This window comes from Achromobacter spanius, assembly GCF_039673305.1.
Taxonomy (GTDB): domain Bacteria; phylum Pseudomonadota; class Gammaproteobacteria; order Burkholderiales; family Burkholderiaceae_B; genus Achromobacter; species Achromobacter spanius_F.
Map to the genome: position 1 here is coordinate 1 of NZ_JBDJLJ010000016.1, position 21153 is coordinate 21153.

Consider the following 21153-nt stretch of genomic DNA (forward strand, 5'->3'; position numbering starts at 1 on the left):
GGGGCGGGCGGGGCGTGTAGATGCGCCCGACGGAATCCGAAGGCAGCCGCCGCAGGCGGCAACGAGGATGAGGAAGGGGCAGTCCGGAGCGAACGCTCCGGACCGCAATCGTAGCCCCGCCCGCCCCAGGCCCACGCCACGCCGGGCGTCTCAAGAACCCAACCTAACCCACCCCGACGCATAAGCCCAATCACACCTACTGCCGGTGATAAACCTCGCTCCCCTTGCGCACGAACTCCACCGACTTCTCCTGCATCCCTTTCTGCAGCGCATCCTTCTCGCTGACGCCCTGGGCCGCCGCATAATCCCGCACATCCTGCGTGATCTTCATGCTGCAGAAATGCGGCCCGCACATCGAGCAGAAGTGCGCCACCTTCATCGAGTCCTTCGGCAAGGTCTCGTCGTGGAATTCCTTGGCGGTGTCCGGATCCAGCCCCAGGTTGAACTGGTCGTCCCAGCGGAACTCGAAGCGCGCCTTGGACAGCGCGTTGTCGCGGATTGCCGCGCCCGGATGGCCCTTGGCCAGGTCGGCCGCGTGCGCCGCGATCTTGTACGTGATGATGCCGTCCTTCACGTCCTTCTTGTTCGGCAGTCCCAGGTGTTCCTTGGGCGTCACATAACAGAGCATCGCCGTGCCGTACCAGCCGATCAGCGCGGCGCCGATGCCGGACGTGATGTGGTCGTAGCCCGGCGCGATGTCGGTGGTCAGCGGGCCCAGCGTGTAGAACGGCGCCTCGTGGCAGTGTTCCAGCTGCAGGTCCATGTTTTCCTTGATCATCTGCATCGGCACATGCCCCGGGCCTTCGATCATCACCTGCACGTCATGCTTCCACGCCACCTGCGTCAGCTCGCCCAGCGTCTTCAATTCGGCGAACTGCGCCTCGTCGTTGGCGTCGTAGCCCGAACCGGGCCGCAGGCCGTCGCCCAGCGAGAAGCTGACGTCGTAGGCCTTCATGATTTCGCAGATTTCCTCGAAGCGCTCGTACAGGAAGCTCTCCTTGTGATGCGCCAGGCACCACTTCGCCATGATCGAACCGCCGCGCGAAACGATGCCCGTCATGCGGTCGGCCGTCATGGGGATGAACGGCAGGCGCACGCCTGCGTGGATCGTGAAATAGTCCACGCCTTGCTCGGCCTGTTCGATCAGCGTGTCGCGGAAGATCTCCCAGGTCAGGTCCTCGGCCTTGCCGTCGACCTTCTCCAGCGCCTGGTAGATCGGCACCGTGCCGATCGGCACCGGCGAATTGCGGATGATCCATTCGCGGGTTTCGTGGATGTGCTTGCCGGTGGACAGGTCCATCACCGTGTCGCCGCCCCAGCGGATCGCCCACGTCATCTTTTCCACTTCCTCGCCGATGCCCGAGCTGACCGCGGAATTGCCGATGTTGGCGTTGATCTTCACCAGGAAGTTGCGGCCGATGGCCATCGGCTCCACTTCGGGGTGATTGATGTTGGCGGGGATGATGGCGCGTCCGCGCGCGATCTCGTCGCGCACGAATTCCGGTGTGATGGCGGCGGGAATGGCCGCGCCGAAGGATTGTCCCGGATGCTGGCGCAAGAGGCGCTTGACCATCTTTTCGCCGTCGGGGCCGCTGTCGCGCAGCGTCTGCAGGTAGTGCTCGCGGCGCAGGCTTTCGCGGATCGCCACGTATTCCATTTCGGGCGTGATGATGCCGCGGCGCGCGTAGTGCATCTGCGAGACATTGGCGCCCGCGCGGGCGCGGCGCGGGGGACGCTGCAGATCGAAGCGCATGGCCGTCAGCTTGGGATCGGTCAGGCGTTCCTTGCCGTAGTCGCTGGTCGGGCCGGCGAGTACTTCCGTGTCGCCGCGCTCTTCGATCCAGGCGCGGCGCAGTTCGGGCAGGCCGCGGCGGATGTCGATCCTGGCTTCGGGGTCCGTGTAGGGGCCGCTGCAGTCATAGACGGTCAGGGGCGGATTCTTCTCCCCGCCGAACATCGTCGGCGTGTCGTCCTGCTCGATCTCCCGGAACGGCACGCGGATGTCGGGGCGCGAGCCCACCTCATACACGCGGCGGGATTTGGGCAGCGGTGCGACGGCCGCCGCGTCGACTTCGGCGGTAGCGGCCAGGAATTTGGGATTGGCGTTCATGGAAAGCTCCAAGCGAGTGGTTGGAGCCGATCGGGAATGGACTCCCGCCAGGCGTGCACGGACGCGTGGCGGGAATACGGCTCCCAGCATCGGCATTATCCGTACTGGTACGAAGGGACTCTCTCAACCCGTTGCCGCCGTGAAGGCGGGACGAGTACCCCTGCGCGAAAGCGAAGTATAGAGCCTCGGCGCAGCCGTGTGCCTTGATCGTTGATGCCGGGCCGCGACATGCTGGAAACGGCTTGGCGCAAGGCCGCGGAGGCAGGGCTGGTATTACTGCATTACATTTGGATTCAGACTAGGCAGACACCGTCATGCAGGTTCGGTACACTTTTTTCCACAAGCCGCGTGTACAGTCTTAGTGTCTTACCGTCCGGCATCAGCCCACTTAAGAAGGAATCGAGCATGCAACTGAACCTACGCACATTGGCGCCCGCCTTGGTTGTCGTGACATTGGCGCTAGCGGGTTGCAAGACCGCCCCGACTAAGACGTCCGACACCGCCTCCACTCCCCAGGCCAGCCAGCAAGCCGGAACGCCCGCCGCCGCATCGCGGGTGGATTTCTACCTGGCCAAGCGCGAACCCGGCCCGGGCCTGCGTGAAGTCAGCCTGCCCGACGGCAAACTTTATCTGCAGGAAACACCCGTCCTGACGCGCGCCGACCTGACCGACGCGGCGGCGCTGGTCGACCGCCAAGGCCAGAATTTCGTGGGCCTGCGCTTCTCCGAAGCGGGCACGCGCAAGCTGACCTCGGTCAGCACCAGCAACGTCGGCAGCGTGCTGGCCCTGGTCATTGACCAGGAACTCGTTGCCGCGCCGCTCATCGGCGAACCGCTGAACCGCGGCGTGCTGGCATTCGGCGTGCCCTCGGCCCAGGCCGCTTCCGAAATCGCCGCCAAGATCCGTGGCGACGCCGCGGCCCCGGCCGCAGGCGGCACGGCCCCCGCGCCGGCGCCCGCCGCCAAGCCCTGATCGGGGGCGACGCAAAAAAGCCGGCTCATGTGAGCCGGTTTTTTTTGGCGGTAAGGTTTCCTGGTGAATCAGCGCCCTTTGCTCAGGCGCCCATCCTCAGCCGATCTTGCGTCCGCGCGGCTTGATGCCGCGGCGAAGCAGCGTCGTTTCGATGAAGGTCTGCGTCAGCGCTTCGAGCATCACGCGATCTTCGGACGTCAGCGAATCGAACTGCGAGGGCGAAATATTGGGAAAGGGCCACGGCGCCATCGGGCGCGCCCGTCCGCCGGGACGTGGAGTGGATTCGGCGACGCCGGACACCGGCATCGTATTGCTCAGGTCGTAGCCGTCCATGGGAAGTTCCATGGGGCCCTTGCCGGTTTCGAGCCATTCGACCTCGACCTTCAGGACCTGTGCCAGCTTGCGCGCAGAACGGCTGGAGTGCCGCAAACCACTTTCGTAGCTGCCGATAGCACTTTGCGAGATGCGCACCAAGCGGGCGAGCGTCTTCTGCGTGTGACCACGCAAAAGGCGGGCGTGCTTCAGTCGGTCTGAGAATGTTTTCACAAGGCGATTGAAGCTTGCGGGTCTGTCACTTTGGTGGCTATAAATATTACTTAGGTGATAACTTGCAAAGGCAGATCCATGCAGGAGCGTGGCAGCGTATTCGTCGTGCAATCTGATGAAATGGCCGGTAAGAATTTCGCCGCCGCGCTGCGTCAATACCAATGGAAAGTCCGTGCCTTCGACGCCTTGCCGCCGTTGCGCAAGCACCTGCAGAGCGATGGGGCGGATGCGGTGGTGTTGCGCGGCCCGTGCGCCGGGCTCCCCGAGCTTGTCGCCATGCTGCGCCGGTCCGTGCCAGGCCTTGCCGTGGTCTGGCAGGCATGGAACGCCAGCGGGGCTGAGCGTGCGGCCGCGCTGGATGCCGGGGTCGATGCCTGCGCGCCGGCCGGCATGGAAACGCTTGAATGGGATGCCTTGCTGCGCAGCCTGTACCGGCGGGGATATCGGGGCGCGCGCTCATGGCGCGTCATCGCGCAGGAACGCACGCTGGCGGGGCCCGCCGGCGAACGCCTGCCGCTGACCTTGCGTGAACGCGCCTTTTTCGTGCGCCTCTTCGATGCGCCGGGCCATTGCCTGCATCGGGAGCGGTTCTTTCCCAACGCCGCGCCCGATCCGAAGGCAGGCGCCCGGCGGGTCGATGTCGTGGTGTCGCGGCTGCGCACCAAGGCGCGCCGCTTCAATATCGAATTGCCGGTGCTGGCGGTGCGCGGATGGGGGTACATTCTGCTGCCCCACGGCGTGCCGGCGCCGTCCCGCGGGGATGCCTCTTAAAGCACCACCAGATTGTCCCGGTGCATGAGCTCGGGCTCGGTCATGCTGCCCAGGATGCGCGCGATCTGCGACGAAGGCTGGCGCAAGATCTTTCGCGTGTCGGCGGACGAATAGTTGATCAGGCCGCGGGCGCATTCGCGGCCCTCGCTGTCCACGCAGGCGACGACGTCGCCCCGTCCGAACTCGCCTTCCACATCCGTCACGCCGATCGGCAAGAGACTCTTGCCTTCGCGCATCAGCGCCTGCACGGCGCCGTCATCCAGCACCACGCGGCCGCGCAGCCGCAGATGATCAGCCAGCCATTGCTTGCGCGCGGACCAGACCGGCAGGACGGCGCGCAGTTCGCTGCCGATGCATTCGCCCTGCGCCAGGCGCGTCAGCACGTTGCGTTCGCGGCCCGACGCAATGACCGTGTGCGCGCCGCTGTGCGCCGCGCGCTTGGCGGCCAGCACCTTGGTCAGCATGCCGCCGGTGCCGATGCCGCTGCCCGCGCCGCCCGCCATGGCTTCCAGGGCGGGATCGCCCGCCTGGGCGTGCGACATGAACGTGGCCTGCGGATTCTTGCGCGGATCGGAGTCGTATAGCCCGCGCTGATCCGTCAGGATGATCAGCGTGTCGGCTTCGATCAGGTTGGTGACCAGCGCGCCGAGCGTGTCGTTGTCGCCGAGGCGGATCTCGTCGGTGACGACCGTGTCGTTTTCGTTCACGATCGGCACCACGCCCAGGCGCAGCAGCGCAAACAGGGTGCTGCGGGCGTTCAGGTAGCGGTGGCGGTCGGCCAGGTCTTCGTGCGTCAGCAGGATCTGCGCGGTGCGCAAGCCGTATTCGGCAAACGCCGCCTCGTAGGCCTGGCACAGGCCCATCTGGCCCACGGCCGCCGCGGCCTGCAGTTCATGCATGACGGAGGGGCGCTTGCGCCAGCCCAGCCGGGCCATGCCTTCGGCAATGGCGCCGCTGGACACCAGCACGATCTGCTTGCCCTGCTTGTGCAGGGCGGCGATCTGCGCGGCCCAGTGCGCGACGGCCGCGCGGTCCAGGCCTCGGCCTTCGTTGGTGACCAGCGATGAGCCGACTTTGGCGACGAGGCGCTGGGCGTTGGTGACGACGGAAACGGCGGGTGATTCAGCAGACATGATGGGGGCCGGCTGCGGCGCGAGTAAAGACGTAATCGTAAGGACTGCGATTATGGCTTATTCGTTGCCGCCGCGCGCCGCGGCGGGCTTGTCCGCATCGGTGCGCGTGTCGTCGAAGCGGGGGTCCGGCGCCACGTAGGTGCCATCGGCCTGGTCCTGCGCCAGCTGTTCCTTTTCGCGCTCGGCGTCCAGGTAGTCCTGCAGCGCGTAGATCAGGTCTTGCGTGCCTTCGCCGGACAGGCCGGAAATGCCGAACACAGGACCCTTCCAGTCGTAGAGTTCGATGAAGCGGCGCTTGGTGTCCTCGGGGTCGGGCACCATGTCCAGCTTGTTGAGGATCAGCCAGCGCGGCTTGGCGGCCAGTTCCGGATCATAGCGGCGCAGTTCCTCGACGATGGCGCGCGCGTCCGCGACGGCCTGCTCGACCGGGTCGGCGTCAGGATCCGGCGTGGACACGTCGACCAGGTGCAGCAGCACGCGGGTGCGAGCCAGGTGGCGCAGGAACAGGTGGCCCAGGCCGGCGCCCTCGGAAGCGCCTTCGATCAGGCCGGGGATGTCGGCCACGACGAAGCTGCGCGACGGCGACGTGCGCACCACGCCCAGGTTGGGATGCAGCGTGGTGAAGGGGTAATCGGCGATCTTCGGCTTGGCGTTGGAGATGCGGGTGATCAGCGTGGATTTGCCGGCATTGGGCAGGCCAAGCAGGCCCACGTCGGCCAGCACCTTCAGCTCCATGCGCAGGTAGCGGTGTTCGCCTTCCTTGCCGGGCGTCCACTGCTTGGGCGCGCGGTTCACGCTGGATTTGAAATGGATGTTGCCCATGCCGCCCTGGCCGCCAGCCGCCAGCACGACTTTCTGTTCGTGCTTGTTCAGGTCGAACAGGACTTCGCCGGTTTCAGCGTCATGGATCACCGTGCCCACGGGCACGCGCAGGGTGATGTCCGGAGCGGCTGCGCCGTATTGATCGGAGCCGCGGCCGTTTTCGCCGCCCTTGGCGCGGTGCAGGCGCGCGTAGCGGAAGTCGATCAGCGTGTTGATGTTGCGATCGGCCACCGCATAGATGCTGCCGCCGCGTCCGCCGTCGCCGCCGTCGGGTCCGCCTCGGGGGATGAATTTTTCGCGGCGAAAGCTCGCCACGCCATTGCCGCCTTTGCCGGCGACCACTTCAATGGTGGCTTCGTCTACGAATTTCATGGTGTATGCGCGTGTAGTGAGTGAGGACGGATGCCCGGAATGGGGAGCCGCCGGGAGGCAAGGGAGAGCTTACTCGCCTATTGCCCTGAAACAAAAAAAGCCCTGCCGCACGCGACAGGGCTTTTGCCGTTCGGAAACGCGGCGAGCCGCGTTCCTGACCGTATTTGTCCGCGGACGTGTAGTCCGCGGCCTTGCCAGCCGATTACTCGGCGGCGACGATCGAAACGGTCTGCTTGTTCAATGCGCCCTTGAAGCCGAATTGAACCTTGCCGTCGATCAGCGCGAACAGGGTGTGGTCCTTGCCCATGCCGACGTTCACGCCAGCGTGGAAGCGAGTGCCGCGCTGACGCACGATGATCGAACCAGCGGGAATCAGTTCGCCGCCGAATGCCTTGACGCCCAGACGCTTCGATTCTGAGTCGCGTCCGTTCCGCGTAGAGCCGCCGCCCTTTTTCTGTGCCATGTTTAGCTCCTGCTAAGTGGTACCGAGTCGCTTCTTAAGCCGTGATGGCTTCGATGCGGATTTCGGTGTAGTTCTGACGGTGGCCCTGACGCTTCTGATAGTGCTTGCGACGGCGCATCTTGAAGATCTTGACCTTGTCGTGGCGGCCTTGCGCAAGAACCGTTGCCTTGACCACGGCGCCGGAGACGAGGGGCGTGCCAACTTTCAGTTGGTCGCCTTCGCCCACGGACAACACTTGGTCCAGGGTGATTTCTTGCCCAATGTCAGCCGGTATCTGTTCTATCTTGAGTTTTTCGCCAGCGGCAACGCGATACTGCTTGCCACCGGTTTTTACGACCGCGTACATGGGGTGTTCCTTAAATAGGTAAATGGGTTCATTCACGCTGCCTGCCCTGCTGGGCAAGGCTGCCGCCTTGTTGCTGCTTTGTCACCACTTTGGAATCGGGCCCGAAAAAATTCAGACTCGTCCCGCCGCCCGTTTCCCGTTACATCCAGGGGACTTCGGAGTGCCAAAGGGGTTTGCACGAGGCTTTGCGTGAACAACCGACGTAATTCGGGCATTGCTGACCGAATCCGGGATATTAGCCCGGGACTTTCAGAAAGTCAAAAAGCTGTTGCAGGCTAAGGGCTTAGGTGTGGCGCGCAGGCTTCACGCGCCCGGTATCACCCGCAGCGCGATGTCGCGCGCCACCCGGCGGATGCCTTCCATTGCCTGGAGGCGGTGGGCGTCGTCCAGGCGGTCGGTGGGAATGGACGTGCTGACCGCCACCCGTTTGCCCAGCGGCGTCACGCCCACGTAGGCCGCGTAGCAGACCAGGCCGGTGGCGACTTCTTCCTGGTCCTGGGCGAGCCCGGTCTGGCGCACGTCGTCCAGCTCGCGGTGCAGGGCGGCGGCATCGGCGATCGTGCGGTCGGTGACGGGGGGCAGGATGCCGGGCAGGCAGGCTGCAAGCTCGTCGCGCGGCAGGCTGGCCAGCAGGGCCTTGCCCAGCGCGCAGGCGTGGGCGGGCAGCCGCAAGCCCAGGTCCGACACCAGCCTGACGGGGCGGCGCGCGTCTTCGCGCGCCAGGTAGACCACGTCGAAGCCGTCCAGCGCCGCCAGTTGCACGACCTCGTTGCTGCGGGCCACGAACGCGCCGGCCGCCTGGCGGAACGCCGCCTGCAGGCCATCGTGGCGCAGGTAGGCAGACCCCAGCGCCATCAGTTCCAGTCCGATGATGTAGCCGCCGTCCTGGCGTTCGATCCAGCGGCGCTGCTCAAGGCAGTCCAGCAGGAGATACAGGGTGCTCTTGGGCAGCTGGCAGGCCTGGGCCAGCTCGGCGGCCTTGACCGGAGTGGGGCGGGCGGAAAGCACCCGCAGGATGTCATGGGTGCGCCGGATGGCGGGAACGTCGTAGTCGGCGGCCATTGCTCTATTTATTCCAACATATTGGACTGAAGATCATTATATTGGACATGATAAATGAAGTCCCCTAGACTCCCTTGCACCCATACAAATGCCGCATGCAAGGCATGAATCGAGGAGACCCCATGAATCAAGACAGCCTGTTGCCTGCCGATCTGCCGCAGGCGTTGCTGGTGGGCCGCGTCTGGCGCCCGGCGCCGGTCGACGGCCCCAGCGTGGTCGTGGTACGCGGCGGCGAGGTGGTGGACATCACCGCCACGGTTCCCACCGTGTCCGACCTGCTCGACCGCCCCGACCGCGTGGCGCTGGCGCGCGAGGCCCGGGGAGACTCCCTGGGCGACGCGCGGGCCTTGATGGCCGCCACCCTGCAGGGCGCGGACGGGCCGCGCCTGCTGGCCCCTTGCGACCTGCAGCCGGTGAAGGCGGCGGGTGTCACCTTCGCCATCAGCCTGCTGGAGCGCCTGATCGAGGAGGACGCCGGCGGCGACGCCAGCCGCGCGGAAGCGATACGCGTGCGGATGCGCGCGCTGATCGGCTCCGACCTGTCCCGGCTGCGCCCGGGATCGCCCGAGGCCGTCAGGCTGAAGGCGGAGCTGGTCGAGCGCGGCCAGTGGTCCCAATACCTTGAGGTGGGCATCGGCCCCGACGCCGAGGTCTTCTCCAAGACGCCGCCGATGGCGTCGGTGGGCTTTGGCGCGCGCATCGGCGTGCTGCCCGAGTCCCAATGGAACAACCCCGAGCCCGAGATCGTGCTTGCCGTCAACAGCCGGGGCGAGGTGGCGGGCGCCACGTTGGGCAACGACGTGAACCTGCGCGACATCGAAGGCCGCAGCGCCTTGCTGCTGACCAAGGCCAAGGACAACAACGGGTCTTGCGCCATCGGCCCCTTCATCCGGCTCTTCGATGGCGATTTCTCGATCGACAGCGTGCGCCAGGCGGACGTGTCGCTGCGCATCGAGGGCGCCGACGGGTTCGAACTGGACGGCGTGAGTCACATGCGGGAAATCAGCCGGGATCCCCTTGACCTGGTGCGCCAGACCCATGGCGCGCACCACCAGTATCCCGACGGCTTCATGCTGTTCCTGGGCACCATGTTCTCGCCCAGCAAGGACCGCAAGGGTCCGGGCACCGGCTTTACCCATCTATTGGGCGATCGCGTCGTCATCGCCTCCGAGCGCCTTGGCGCGCTCGTCAACGAGGTCCAGCTGTCCACGGAAATTCCGTCCTGGACGTTCGGCGTGCGCGCGCTGTACGCCAGCCTGGCGGCCCGCGGCCTGCTGCCTCACGGGCGCTGATCCGGCAGGCGGACGCGACCCGGGCGGGGCGCGCGGGACCGGGCCTTGCCGCTTGCGGCGGCCGCGTCCGGAATTCCCCCGCACTCCCCGTATAATCCGTGGTCGAATCCCCCGCCGCCGCTGGCGGGCCCAGCGGTAAGAGCCGTCACGCGGCTCGCTTCACACTTGTCGGATACGTCTTGAATCTCCCCGCGCTCATTGCCCCCATTGCTGACGATATGAAAGCCGTCGATGCGGTTATCCGCGAGCGGCTGAATTCCGATGTCGTCCTGATCCGCACGATCGGCGACTACATCATTGGGGCGGGCGGCAAGCGCATGCGCCCGGCCATGGTGCTGATGGTGGCGCGCGCCCTGGGCTACGAAGGCACGCATCACCAGTTGCTGGCCGCCGTGGTGGAATTCATCCACACGGCCACGCTGCTGCATGACGACGTGGTCGACGAATCCGACCTGCGCCGAGGCCGCGAGACCGCCAACGCGGTGTTCGGCAACGCGGCCAGCGTGCTGGTGGGCGATTACCTGTATTCCCGCTCGTTCGAGATGATGGTCGAGGCCGACTCGATGCGCATCATGAGCATCCTGTCCGAAGCCACCACGGTGATCGCCGAAGGCGAGGTCCTGCAGCTCCTGAACGTGCACGATCCGGACGTTTCCCAAGAGCGCTACCTGCAGGTGGTGCGCTACAAGACCGCCAAGCTGTTCGAGGCCGCCGCCCAGGTGGGCGCGGTGCTGGCCGGCGCCACCCCTGAACAGGAAGCCGCCGCGGCCGCCTATGGCCGCCATGTGGGCACCGCGTTCCAACTGGTCGACGACGTGCTGGACTACAGCGGCGACGCCGCCGCCCTGGGCAAGAACGTGGGCGACGACCTGCGCGAGGGCAAGCCGACCCTGCCGCTGATCCGCGTCATGGAAGTGGGCACGCCTGAACAGCAGCAGCTGATCCGCGACGCCATCAAGACGGGCGACGCCGACTTTGCCGCCGTGGCCGCCGCCATCCAGGCCACCGACGCGCTGGAACATGCCCGCCAGGCCGCCGTGGCCGAGGCCGAACTGGCCCGCGAAGCACTTTCGATCTACCCCATTTCCCCTTTTCAAAATTCTCTGTTAGAATTCTGCGCTTTCGCGGTGAATAGAGATCGCTAGCAAAAAACGGCGGCGAACGATTCGCAGAAAACCCGCGGAATTCACTAACCCGGGTCTGGGCAATCAGGTCTGGTTGAAGCGAAAAGCAGTGGTTGCAGTACGGATGTTTAGCAGTACAGATGTTTAGCAGTACACGTTTGGCGGCACTGAGCATCGCTGAATATGAGTAGTAAAGATCGGGGCGTAGCTCAGCCTGGTAGAGTACTGCGTTCGGGACGCAGGAGTCGGAGGTTCGAATCCTCTCGCCCCGACCACTTCGTTGTGGTCGAATTCATGAAGGTGTTTCCCGACACCTTTGGCTTAAAGCCGGTATCGCGCAAGCGTACCGGCTTTTTTGCGTTTGGCTCCGGCTGAACCGGCCGAGCAGTCAAAGCTGCCAACTCTGTAAAAACTGCTGGCAGGCCTTTCCAGGGTCATGCCCGATTCAGCGAACCCTTCGGCGATTCATTCAGCGATTCATTCAGCGATTAAGGGCGGCGGCACGGCACTTGCTGTGCGCTTAATGTGTTAATGGCCTAGCCCGAATTCATTTCATTTCATGGCGAATTTTCATATTGCTTTACGCAATTACTAAATAAGCTGACGAAATGGAATAATGAGTTTTCAGTTTGGTTAAATCGGACCAAGAAAAACGTCTTTTAATATTTGATTACATTCAAGCGGCCCGTTGTGTTGCGGTTTGTGTAATGAATGTAATTTTTCTAGGGATTTCCCGGGTTTATTACGGGTTGTCCTGATTTATTTCCACAGCAATAAAAATCTTTAGAAAAAAGTTTGCTGTTCGACCCCTCTACGATGCCCAGGCTCGCTACCCGGAATAGTTAACCGGATACCGAGCCGAATTCATTTTTAGCTATACGTCCGCCCAATACGGTATAGGTATTTCGATTTCATGTCGATTTACTTGCGTGTGGGTGTCGATTTCTAGTGTCTGCGACACGACGAAAACAGTGAGGTCCCCCGTGGTAAAGAGAATCGCAGTGTGTGGCCTTGGATATGTCGGCCTGCCCGTGGCAGTGGCATTTTCCAGGCGCTTTGATGTCATCGGCTTTGATGTAGACAAGCGGAGAATCGCACGGCTGAAAGAGGGTGATGACTGGACCGGCGAGATCGAACGCGACGTATTGCTTGCATCGCCCATGCAGTTCACCGACCAGTTGTCCGAACTGGAAGGTTGCGACTTTTTCGTGGTGGCCGTTCCGACGCCCGTCGACGAGAAGAACAATCCCGATTTTTCCCTGCTGGTCCGCGCTTGCCAGTCGATAGGCCCCGTGTTGCGTCCGGGCTGCATCGTGGTGTTCGAATCGACCGTCCACCCGGGCGCCACCGAGGAAATTTGCGGCCCCGAGCTGGAAAAGGCGTCGGGCCTGCGCTGCGGCATCGATTTCAAACTGGGCTACAGCCCCGAACGGATCAATCCGGGCGACCGCGAGCATCCGCTGGAGAAAATCGTCAAGATCGTTTCCGGCCAGGACGAGGCATCCCTGGAAGTCATCGCCGGCGTCTACGAACAGATCATCGACGCGGGCGTGCACCGCGCCTCCTCCATCAAGGTGGCCGAAGCGGCCAAGGTGCTGGAGAACACGCAGCGCGATATCAACATCGCCCTGATGAACGAAATGTCGAAGATCTGCGATCTGGTCGGCATCCGCACGTCCGAAGTCCTGGCGGCCGCCGGCACCAAGTGGAACTTCCTGAAATTCACGCCCGGCCTGGTGGGCGGCCACTGCATCGGCGTGGACCCGTACTACCTGACGTCCAAGGCCCAGGAACTGGGCTATCACCCTGAAGTCATCCTGTCGGGCCGCCGCATCAACGACGGCATGGCCGCGCACGTCGCCTCGCGACTGGTGCAGCAGCTTGCGCGCAATGGCCGTCTGAACGCCTCCACCCGCGTCGGCATCCTGGGCATGACGTTCAAGGAGAACGTCCCCGACATCCGCAATTCGAAGATCGTCGATCTGTACAACGCGCTTGGCCAGTACGGCATCACCCCCGTCGCGTGCGATCCGATGGTCGATCCGGCCCAGATGGAGCACGAGTACGGGATCAAGCTCGTCGAGCGCGACCAGTTCCGCGACATGGACGTGCTGATCCTGGCGGTTCCGCACCGCGAAACCATGGACTCCATCTGGGAAGACCTGCCGCAACTGGTCAAGAACGGCGGCATGGTGTGCGACCTGAAGTCCGTCCTGGATACCAAACGGCTTCCGGCCGACCTCTTGTACTGGACCCTTTAAGTCCAGGCTCGCCACCGATCACTGCAGGAGAGACCCTGAATGACTGCTTTTACCATCGCTCCGATAGGAACCTGCCGCATCCATACGCCGCTGCGCGATGCCGTGGGACGCTACCCGATCAAACTGCAACTCGGCCGCAACTACGGTTTCGTGCATACGGCCGCCGAAGCGCTTCAGCAGGCGCGATTCATGTTCGGCCAGGCCGACATTCCCGCCGACGTCCAGCGCCTGGTGTTCCGGCCCTCGAATGGCGAGCAGGCCCGCCGCGGCACGCACAAACCGGCCGATCTTTACATGGTGGAGCTGTCTTCGCGCAAGCTCCTGACCATCGACGGCCATCCCATCCAGTCCAACTACCTGGGTCGCTACTTCAGCGAGTTCTTCGCCGACCGTACGCGTACCCGTGCGTTCTGGTCCATGGCCAACGCCGAACGGCTTGCCGAACGCCGCGCGCAGCTGGACCAGGATCCGGTCTTCAAGAGCCTGAACGCGGACGACCGTGACTTGCTCGCCCGCATCGTCAAGCGCGATCAGACGGACGAGGAGATCGAGCAGGAAATGCGCCAGCTCGTCGAGCTGCTGGGCCGGGACAAGGTGGTGTTCGTCACGCATGTGAACGCCACGACGCCGGACAACGTGACCATCGAGCAGCGCGCGCAGCTGATCGCCACCGTTGCCGCCGCTGCTCAGCGCATCGGCGTGCCTTGCTACGATCCGACGCCGCTGATGAACAAGATCGGCCAGGCGGACGCGATGGAGGACGGCGGGCTCGACCTGACGCACTACACGCCCGTATTCGCCGAGCGCCTGTACACCGACTGGTACAAGAATTTCATGCGTCCGCGCATGAGCGCGTCCACGCCGCAGCCCTCCGTGCCCAAGCTTGGCGCGGACGAAAGCGTCGAGCGCATCGAAAAGCTCTGGGATTCGGGCGACCTGCGCGAAGCCTCGCGCCGCGTGCGCGACGTCCTGCGCCGCTACCCGGGACTGGCCGACCACGTACTGCTGTTCGCGCGTTTCCAGGAAGAACTGGGCGATTACGAAGGCTCGCTGGCGCTGCTGGGCGGCACGGACGGCGCCCTGGCTTCGGGCAGCAAGGCCGAACTGATCCTGATGCGCAACGAGTTCAAGCTGGGCCGTTACGAAGCGGCGTATTCGCTTGCCGCCAGCCTGCTGGGCGATGAGATCGAAACGCCGGAAATCGTCCGCATCGCGGCGGTGTCCGCGGGCCACTTGGGCTATGTGGACGAAAGCCTGGGCAACTGGAAGCAGCTGTTCCGCATTTCCTCGCCCCAGGACGCGACGGCGGTGGAAGCCGCCGACACGGTGCTTTCGCTGCTGCAGGCTGGCGGCGACATGGAAGCGGCCATCCGCTGGGTCCATGAGGTGCGCGCCGCGATTCCCGACTACGGCCGCGGCTTTGCGGTGCTGTGGCGCGACCGGCTGCTGGCCGGCGACCGCGACGCGCTGCGCGAACTGGCCGGCGAGCACCCCTCGCTGGAGGCTGGCGACGCCCTGGAACTGGTCAAGGAAGCCTCGTGGCGCGGCTGCATCATGACCGCGGCAACGCTGGCGGCGTCTTGCGGCCTGGCCAAGAGCGAGCAGGAAGACATCGCCGCGTGGCTGCAGTCGCAGTCGGCGACCTGGGCCGAGGAAGGCAATCGCGCGCTGGAGGAAGGACGCCTGCGCGATGCGGCCGAGCGCATCTGCGCGCACCGCCTGCTCAATCCCGACGCGCTGGCCGGCGCGCGGGCGCAACGGGCATTCGAACGTGCAATGCGCCTGGGTGTCCGCGCCGCGCTGGTCGCCGGCAATCACAAGGAAGTGATCGACCTGACCAACCTGGCCATCGACACCAACGTGGACTTCCCCGAACTGCACGCCATGCGCGGCCGCGCCGCCGATGCGCTGGGGGACAAGAAGACCGCCATGCGGCACCTTGAGCAGGCTGCGGCCGGCGAATCCGCGCCGTTCAGCGCCAAGCTGCACTTCGCGCGGGTTGCCTTCAACGGCGGCTGGTTCGGCGAAGCCATCGATGCGTACAAGGGCGTGCAGGCCCATTCCTCCGCCGACCAGAGCGCCCGCGACGAAGCGGAACGCCAGCTCGGCCGACTGGTTCCGCGTGCGATCCGCGGCGCCCGCCAGATCCTGTCCCAAGGGGATCACCAGGCCGCCTGGAACCTGCTGGACCGCGTGGCCCAGTCGTGGCCCGGGATGCCGGAAGTGGATCACGAAAAGCGCCGCATCCTGGCCTATCTGTATGCCGAGGCACGCGCGCTGGAATCGTCGAGCACGACCGAGCGCCTGGCCCTGGGCGAACGCATCGTGAACCTCGTGCCCGATGATCCCATCGGCCTGCGCCTGGCCGCCGTGGGCGCCATGCGCCTGCACCGCTTCGAGCAAGCCTTGCCGTACTGGAAAAAGCTGCAGGAACGTTCCGAGAACCCGGCGCAGTTCGACCACTACATCGAACGCTGCCAGGTATGGATCGAGAAGATCAACCGGAGAAAGGCGGCATGAATCCACCACTGATTACCGAGCGAGTGGACGTCACGTCCGATCTTCAGCAGGTTCAATCGCAGTTGGAGGAAATCGTCGCGGCGTCGGGCCGGGTTCAAGTTGCGCAGGAAAACCTGGCTCGGGCGAAGGTGCTTGCCCGGGATCACATGGAGGACTCGAAGGTCCGCTTCCTCCTGCTTCGATTGCAGGAGTCGGCGGGCCTGAACGAGGGCATGGCCGAGCAGTGGGCGACCCTGCTGCAGGAATGCCCGGACGATCTGCAGATCGTGCGCTATTGCGCCACGCGCCTGGTGAAGGAGCGGCACCTCGAAGACGCCATGGCGCTGGTTGATCGCCATCTGCCCGATTCGGCGGCGACGAATCCGGATCGCCTCTTCGCGCGGGCGAAGCTGCTGAGCGACATCCGCGCGCACGAGCAGTCCGACGCGCTGTTCCGTCGATTGATCATGCAGTACACGGACCGCAACATGCGTGTCGAGTTCGCCAAGCGCCTGCGCAAGCGCGGCCTGCTGGCCGACGCGTTCGAGGCGATCGCGCCGGTGGTCAAGCACCTGGCGCCCGGCAGCAAGGCGGCGGAACTGGCCGAGGGGCTGGCCAGCGACTACGCGTTCTACCAGCGCTTCGAATCCGAAGAGGCGCTGGCGGGCAAGGACGTGCGGATCGTGTCGATGAAACATGCGATCCTGCACTTCCGCGACCGCAAGATCGCCGAACATACCCCGGACAAGCCCGTATCGGTGGCGCTGGTCACGGGCAGCCTCGGGCCGGGCGGCGCCGAACGGCAATTGACGCGCCTGGCCGGCGAACTGACCCGGCTGGCGGCGTCTCCCGAACAGCAGCTGCCGGACATCCTCATGCGGCCCAAGAAGGTCGAAGTGCTGGTCAAGCAGCACACCGAGCCGTCGGGTTCGCCGAAGAAGCAGGACGACTTTTTCCTGCCCGTGCTGATCAAGGCGCAGATCCCGGTCACCGAGATCAACCGGTTGCCGGCCATCTCCGTGTCGCACCAGTCCGTTCCCGAAGGGAGCCTGGGCCGCCTGCTGGAGCAGCTTCCCCCGCCCGTCCACTATGGCGTGACGCGGCTGGCGCCGGTGCTGCGGGCCAACACGTTCGACGTGGTGAGCCTGTGGCAGGACGGCACGTGCCTGTTCGGCGCGCTGGCGGCGCTGCTGGCGGGCGCGCCGACCATCCACCTGGTGTTCCGCGGCCTGCCGCCGAACATCCGCAAGGACCGTTTCCGCGAAGAGTACCCGGAGCTGTACCAGGCCCTGGCCCAGGTGCCGGGCGTGCTGTTCGTCAGCAATAGCCGCAAGGCCGCGGAAGCCTATTCGGAGTGGCTCGACATCTCGATCGACCGCTTCCACATCCTGTACAACGGCGTGCCCGATCTGGCGACGGACGCGTCGGAGGCCGACAAGGAGAAGTGGAAGGCCTTCCAGGAAAGCACGAAGGACGCGACGGAAACCATCGGCGGCGTGTTCCGCCTGGAACCGGACAAGCGTCCGCAGCTCTGGATCAAGATGGCGGCGCTATACCTGAAGGACCGCCCGCAGGCGCGCTTTTTCATTGTGGGCGATGGACGCCTGCGTGAAAACATCGAGGCGCTGGCGCAGGAACTCAACGTGACGGGGCGATTGCTGCTGGTGGGCCTGTCGAACCACGTGGGCTATTGGTATTCGCAGATGGACGCCAGCGTGCTGCTGTCGCGCTACGAAGGCCTGCCGAACGTTCTGATCGAGGCGCAGTTGCTGGGCGTTCCGGTGATTTCCACACCGGCGGGCGGCGCGGAAGAGTGCTTCGTGGAAAACGAGACAGGCCATCTGCTCAGCGACGTGGACCATCCGGACATGCACGAGGCGTGCGGGAAGGTGGCGTCCATGGTGGATCTGGTGCGCAGCAATGAGGGCCTGAGGGCCAATAGCCGCCATCGGGCCCAGAAGCTGTTCTCGCTGGATGCGATGCTCACCAAGTTCATGAGCATCTGCATGCCCGCCATGACCGAATCCGAGAACGACGACCGCATCGATTATGCGCCGCGGCGCCTGATGCAGGCGTGATCGGCGCTGTTTGCGGTTACCTGGTAGTTGCTCTTTTTTAAGCTGCCGAAGCTGAAGGATCTTATGCAAATGAACGTCCCGGCCATGGGCCTGCGGCGCCACGCAACCCTGGCCATGCTGCTGCTTGCCGCGTTGACCCTCACGGGTTGCCAGTTGCCGCGGTCCGGCCCGATGCTCAGTGAAATGACAGGGGCCCACGATGACAAGGACGTCATCGTGGTGCCCGTGTCGCGCGAACTCGCGCAGAAAAGCAGGGTGCCCGAAGTGGCCGATTTTCCCGTGCGTTACCGCGACCTGTCTGAAGCGGGATTCGACAGCCTGGTGCCGGGCGACGGCATCAACGTGAAGGTGTGGGAGCGTGGCGGCCTGGGCGTGTTCGCGGCGGACCCGTCTGGCGTGAGCGACCTGGGCAACCAGGAAATCAACCGTTCGGGCTATGTCTCGTTTCCCATCATCGGAAAATTCCGTGCCCAGGGCCTGACCCTGGGACAGTTGCATGACGCCATCGTGGCGCGCATGAGCAAGCTCGTGGCCGGCGCCGACGTCAGCGTGACGCGCGCCGCCGACGCGCGCGGGCAGATGGTGACGGTGCAGGGAAACCTGACCAAGCCCGGCATGTATCCCATCACGCAGACGTCCCAGCGCCTGAGCAGCGCGTTGGCGCAAGCCGCGCCCGTGCAGGAGAATCCTGAACAGCTGGTCATCAGCCTGCGCCGCGACAACCAGGTGGCGTCGGTGCGCCTGTCGGATATCTACCGGAACCAGAACAACGACATCCTGCTGCGCGCGGGCGATGTCATCACCGCCTATGATTCCAAGGAATTCCTGACCGTGCTGGGCGCGGCGGGCCAGCAGGGGCGCGTGGCCATCAGCAAACGCAATTACAGCGTGCTGGATGCGCTGGCCGATTCCCGGGGCCTGGACGACAAGCTGGCGGATCCGCGTTCCGTGTTCCTGTTCACGCCCGCGCAGGCCGGCGCCGAAGGCAAGCCGGACCTGCTGCCCGTGGTCTACCAATTCGACCTCACTCGTCCGGAGCAGGTGGCGCTGGCGCGCGAATTCACGGTGCACGAAGGCCAGGCGATCTACATTTCGGATGCGCCGTTCACGCAGGTGCAGAAGGTCCTGTCGGCCTTCCGCGTCACGATGAGCGCGGGCTTCAGCGCCACGCGGGCCATCGACAGCGATTCCGGCTCCAGTTCGTCGGGCGTAGCCCAATAGCGTGTCGATGAGTAACGAGGATCGGATCAAAGGCTGGCGGTCGCGCCGGAAAGACAGTAACTACACGGTAGGATCCGGCGTCGCCGACTGGCGGCTGGATCCGGCCGCGCTGTTCGAAGCCAAGGCCACGCCGGCCGTCCTGCTCAAGCCGCTGCTCGCCCGCTTGCAGGGAGAGCCGCACGATTCCGTGGCGGCGCGTCGGACGGTGTACGAGGCCGTGCAGGCGGAGCTGGAAGCGGAGATCGCGCGCAGCGCGGTCGACGAGAACCTGGCCGACTTTTCGCGGCGGCGCCTGCGCATCATCGTGCGCCTCCTGGAACAGGACTACCGCGCGGGCGTGGCGGTATTCGAGTCCGGCTACATGCCGGCCAAGCTGGTGGCCGAGGACGAGCGCCTGGCCGCGGCGCATGCGCGTCGCGCGGAACGGCGCAAGCAGGACGAGGCCCGCGAAGCGCGGCGCCATGCGTCGCGCAACGACATCGCGCTGGAAATCGAGGTGGCGCGGGACGAAGCGGGCGACCTGGCGATCCTGCGAGACCGTCTGCGCGGCCTGCACGAAGGCCACGCGCCGGACGCGGCCGCCAAGGTCCGGCCGGTCGGGCGCACGCTGATGGCGATGTTCATCTATCAGCTGCGCGTCATGCATGGCGAGAGCCGCATCGCGCTGGTGTGGGCGCTGGTCGGCCCGGTGGTGCTGCTGACGCTGATTTCGTCGCTGTACATCCTGATGGGCACGCATTACATCCTGGGCATGGATGTGCAGACGTTCTCGCTGTTGGGCGCGACGACCTGGATCATGTTCCGGCAGATCGCCTTCCGGAGCAGCACGGCCTATGTGTCGGCCCGGGGATTGCTGAACTTCCAGGGCGTCACGCCATTGATGTGCGCGCTGGTGCAGGCGCTTATCTATGTGTCGGTGTACCTGGTGGTATTCGTGGTGCTGATCACCGCGGGCCATGCGATCGGCCTCATCACATTGCCGATAAGCTGGGCCGGCTTCTTTCTGTTCGTTGTGCTGATGGGGTGCTGCGGCACGGCGATGGGGGTGCTGTTCGGATCGATCGCGACCTACTGGCACTTCTTTCTCCGGCTTGCGCCGATCATCGAGCGGTTCCTGCAGATTTTCGCGGCCGTCTTTTTCGTATCGGAGCAATTCCCGGAGCAATTGCGTCCGTGGATGCTCTGGTCGCCGTTCGCGCATGGCATGCAGCTGCTGCGTTCGGCCTATTTCCAGGCGTACGAGTCGCACGACGCCAGCCTGAGTTACTTCCTGACCTCGCTGGTGTTCCTGATGGTGGTCGCGCTGATCGCCGAGCGTCTGGCCCGCCCCAACGTCCAGCCGATGTAAGGGAGGAGGAGCATGATCCATTTGAATGGCGTCACCGACGAGCCCTATGCCTTTGGCAGCAGGCAGCCGTTGCTGGCCAACGCCAATCTCGATATCCCGCCCGGGCGCTACGCCTTGCTCTCGCCCGCGCCGGAAATGCATCGCCAGCTCGTGGACGTGCTGTGCTGCCTGCGGCCGCCGCGCCAGGGCTTCGTCAAGCACGACGGCAATGTGTCCTGGGCGATCGGGCGGCAGGGCTTCATCCGCGGCAAAGCGAACGGCCTGAGCATGATCGATTTCGTCAGCGAGATGTACGAGATCGACGCCGATGCCACGCACGAACTGGTCGCGGACCTGGTCAGCGACCCCAAGTGCCTGGCCAAGCCCATGGAGCATTGGCCGCTCTACGCGCGGCAGGAGTTTTCGTTCGCGCTGGCGCTGGCGCCGGCGTTCGACGTCTACGTGATCGAAGGGAGCATTCCCTTCGAGCCCTGCCGCTTCACCCGTCTCTGGCTCGCCCTGTTCGAAGAGCGGCTGGTGGGCCGGACACTCATTTTTTCCAGTTACCGCCAGAATCAGTTGGCGGACTACTGCTTCAAAGGCTTGATCTATGAACGAAGTGCGCTCAGCATCGAAGACGACCTCGACCAGTGCCTCCGCAGGTATCCCCCGCGACGATCACGGAGCGACTCCGGCACAGGCGACGACGTCCTCGGAGGCGGCTTCGACGAGGGCCAGCTCGGGTTCTGAGGGC

General features: G+C 64.7%; 17 protein-coding genes and 1 tRNA gene. 11 read left to right on the forward strand and 7 right to left on the reverse strand.

Annotation, left to right across the window (positions count from 1 at the left end):
• Positions 1-196 precede the first annotated feature (196 nt).
• Positions 197-2110: a phosphomethylpyrimidine synthase ThiC gene (gene thiC / locus ABE485_RS15145; protein WP_346516092.1), complete on the reverse strand. Its 1914-nt coding sequence runs from the start codon at positions 2108-2110 to the stop codon at positions 197-199.
• A gap of 405 nt (positions 2111-2515) precedes the next feature.
• Between thiC and ABE485_RS15150 the strand changes: the two genes are divergently transcribed.
• Entirely contained in the window at positions 2516-3082 is a 567-nt protein-coding gene (locus ABE485_RS15150; RefSeq protein WP_346516093.1) for a SecDF P1 head subdomain-containing protein, read from the forward strand.
• Positions 3083-3178: 96 nt separating this feature from the next.
• On the opposite strand, the gene ABE485_RS15155 is transcribed toward ABE485_RS15150, so the two are convergent.
• Complete coding sequence (locus ABE485_RS15155) at positions 3179-3628, reverse strand: helix-turn-helix transcriptional regulator (protein WP_346516186.1); 450 nt, start codon at positions 3626-3628, stop codon at positions 3179-3181.
• A 120-nt stretch (positions 3629-3748) separates the two neighbouring features.
• Between ABE485_RS15155 and ABE485_RS15160 the strand changes: the two genes are divergently transcribed.
• A complete protein-coding gene (locus tag ABE485_RS15160; RefSeq protein ID WP_346516094.1) occupies positions 3749-4399 on the forward strand; it encodes a transcriptional regulator in 651 nt (216 codons plus the stop codon).
• Here ABE485_RS15160 and proB read toward each other — a convergent pair.
• The 5 genes from proB to ABE485_RS15185 form a co-directional block, all read right to left on the reverse strand.
• Positions 4396-5532 carry a glutamate 5-kinase gene (proB, locus tag ABE485_RS15165; protein WP_346516095.1) on the reverse strand — a complete coding sequence of 379 codons (1137 nt, stop codon included), beginning with the start codon at positions 5530-5532 and terminating at the stop codon, positions 4396-4398. The genes ABE485_RS15160 and proB overlap by 4 nt on opposite strands.
• 57 nt (positions 5533-5589) lie before the next feature.
• Positions 5590-6726 carry a GTPase ObgE gene (gene obgE, locus ABE485_RS15170; protein WP_346516096.1) on the reverse strand — a complete coding sequence of 379 codons (1137 nt, stop codon included), beginning with the start codon at positions 6724-6726 and terminating at the stop codon, positions 5590-5592.
• Between the two features lie 202 nt (positions 6727-6928).
• Positions 6929-7189: a 50S ribosomal protein L27 gene (gene rpmA / locus ABE485_RS15175; RefSeq protein ID WP_006216229.1), complete on the reverse strand. Its 261-nt coding sequence runs from the start codon at positions 7187-7189 to the stop codon at positions 6929-6931.
• A gap of 34 nt (positions 7190-7223) precedes the next feature.
• The gene (gene rplU / locus ABE485_RS15180; protein WP_006216228.1) at positions 7224-7535 is read right to left on the reverse strand and encodes a 50S ribosomal protein L21; all 312 of its coding nucleotides are present in this window, start codon (positions 7533-7535) and stop codon (positions 7224-7226) included.
• A 303-nt stretch (positions 7536-7838) separates the two neighbouring features.
• Positions 7839-8597: an IclR family transcriptional regulator gene (locus ABE485_RS15185; RefSeq protein ID WP_346516097.1), complete on the reverse strand. Its 759-nt coding sequence runs from the start codon at positions 8595-8597 to the stop codon at positions 7839-7841.
• 122 nt (positions 8598-8719) lie between these two features.
• Between ABE485_RS15185 and ABE485_RS15190 the strand changes: the two genes are divergently transcribed.
• The 9 genes from ABE485_RS15190 (at position 8720) to ABE485_RS15230 (ending at position 21149) form a co-directional block, all read left to right on the forward strand.
• A complete protein-coding gene (locus tag ABE485_RS15190; RefSeq protein ID WP_346516098.1) occupies positions 8720-9889 on the forward strand; it encodes a fumarylacetoacetate hydrolase family protein in 1170 nt (389 codons plus the stop codon).
• Positions 9890-10068: 179 nt separating this feature from the next.
• Entirely contained in the window at positions 10069-11034 is a 966-nt protein-coding gene (gene ispB, locus ABE485_RS15195; RefSeq protein ID WP_346516099.1) for an octaprenyl diphosphate synthase, read from the forward strand.
• Positions 11035-11211: 177 nt separating this feature from the next.
• Positions 11212-11288: transfer RNA gene (locus ABE485_RS15200), tRNA-Pro, on the forward strand.
• Between the two features lie 726 nt (positions 11289-12014).
• Positions 12015-13274, forward strand: coding sequence for a nucleotide sugar dehydrogenase (locus tag ABE485_RS15205; protein ID WP_346516100.1), 1260 nt, complete (start codon positions 12015-12017; stop codon positions 13272-13274).
• 39 nt (positions 13275-13313) lie between these two features.
• A complete protein-coding gene (locus ABE485_RS15210) occupies positions 13314-15794 on the forward strand; it encodes a hypothetical protein (protein WP_346516101.1) in 2481 nt (826 codons plus the stop codon).
• Entirely contained in the window at positions 15791-17851 is a 2061-nt protein-coding gene (locus tag ABE485_RS15215) for a glycosyltransferase (protein WP_346516102.1), read from the forward strand. Before ABE485_RS15210 ends, ABE485_RS15215 begins: the two co-directional genes overlap by 4 nt.
• A gap of 63 nt (positions 17852-17914) precedes the next feature.
• Positions 17915-19072 carry a polysaccharide biosynthesis/export family protein gene (locus tag ABE485_RS15220; RefSeq protein ID WP_346516103.1) on the forward strand — a complete coding sequence of 386 codons (1158 nt, stop codon included), beginning with the start codon at positions 17915-17917 and terminating at the stop codon, positions 19070-19072.
• Between the two features lie 7 nt (positions 19073-19079).
• Positions 19080-20420: an ABC transporter permease gene (locus tag ABE485_RS15225; protein WP_346516104.1), complete on the forward strand. Its 1341-nt coding sequence runs from the start codon at positions 19080-19082 to the stop codon at positions 20418-20420.
• Between the two features lie 12 nt (positions 20421-20432).
• Positions 20433-21149: an ATPase gene (locus ABE485_RS15230; protein WP_346516105.1), complete on the forward strand. Its 717-nt coding sequence runs from the start codon at positions 20433-20435 to the stop codon at positions 21147-21149.
• Positions 21150-21153: the final 4 nt, after the last annotated feature.

Bases quoted from the DNA above. Each gene is read 5' to 3' on its own strand.
- thiC (WP_346516092.1), bottom strand. From the start codon at position 2,110: ATGAACGCCAATCCCAAATTCCTGGCCGCTACCGCCGAAGTCGACGCG.
- ABE485_RS15150 (WP_346516093.1), top strand. From the start codon at position 2,516: ATGCAACTGAACCTACGCACATTGGCGCCCGCCTTGGTTGTCGTGACA.
- ABE485_RS15160 (WP_346516094.1), top strand. From the start codon at position 3,749: ATGGCCGGTAAGAATTTCGCCGCCGCGCTGCGTCAATACCAATGGAAA.
- proB (WP_346516095.1), bottom strand. From the start codon at position 5,532: ATGTCTGCTGAATCACCCGCCGTTTCCGTCGTCACCAACGCCCAGCGC.
- obgE (WP_346516096.1), bottom strand. From the start codon at position 6,726: ATGAAATTCGTAGACGAAGCCACCATTGAAGTGGTCGCCGGCAAAGGC.
- rpmA (WP_006216229.1), bottom strand. From the start codon at position 7,189: ATGGCACAGAAAAAGGGCGGCGGCTCTACGCGGAACGGACGCGACTCA.
- rplU (WP_006216228.1), bottom strand. From the start codon at position 7,535: ATGTACGCGGTCGTAAAAACCGGTGGCAAGCAGTATCGCGTTGCCGCT.
- ABE485_RS15185 (WP_346516097.1), bottom strand. From the start codon at position 8,597: ATGGCCGCCGACTACGACGTTCCCGCCATCCGGCGCACCCATGACATC.
- ABE485_RS15190 (WP_346516098.1), top strand. From the start codon at position 8,720: ATGAATCAAGACAGCCTGTTGCCTGCCGATCTGCCGCAGGCGTTGCTG.
- ABE485_RS15210 (WP_346516101.1), top strand. From the start codon at position 13,314: ATGACTGCTTTTACCATCGCTCCGATAGGAACCTGCCGCATCCATACG.
- ABE485_RS15215 (WP_346516102.1), top strand. From the start codon at position 15,791: ATGAATCCACCACTGATTACCGAGCGAGTGGACGTCACGTCCGATCTT.
- ABE485_RS15220 (WP_346516103.1), top strand. From the start codon at position 17,915: ATGCAAATGAACGTCCCGGCCATGGGCCTGCGGCGCCACGCAACCCTG.
- ABE485_RS15225 (WP_346516104.1), top strand. From the start codon at position 19,080: ATGAGTAACGAGGATCGGATCAAAGGCTGGCGGTCGCGCCGGAAAGAC.
- ABE485_RS15230 (WP_346516105.1), top strand. From the start codon at position 20,433: ATGATCCATTTGAATGGCGTCACCGACGAGCCCTATGCCTTTGGCAGC.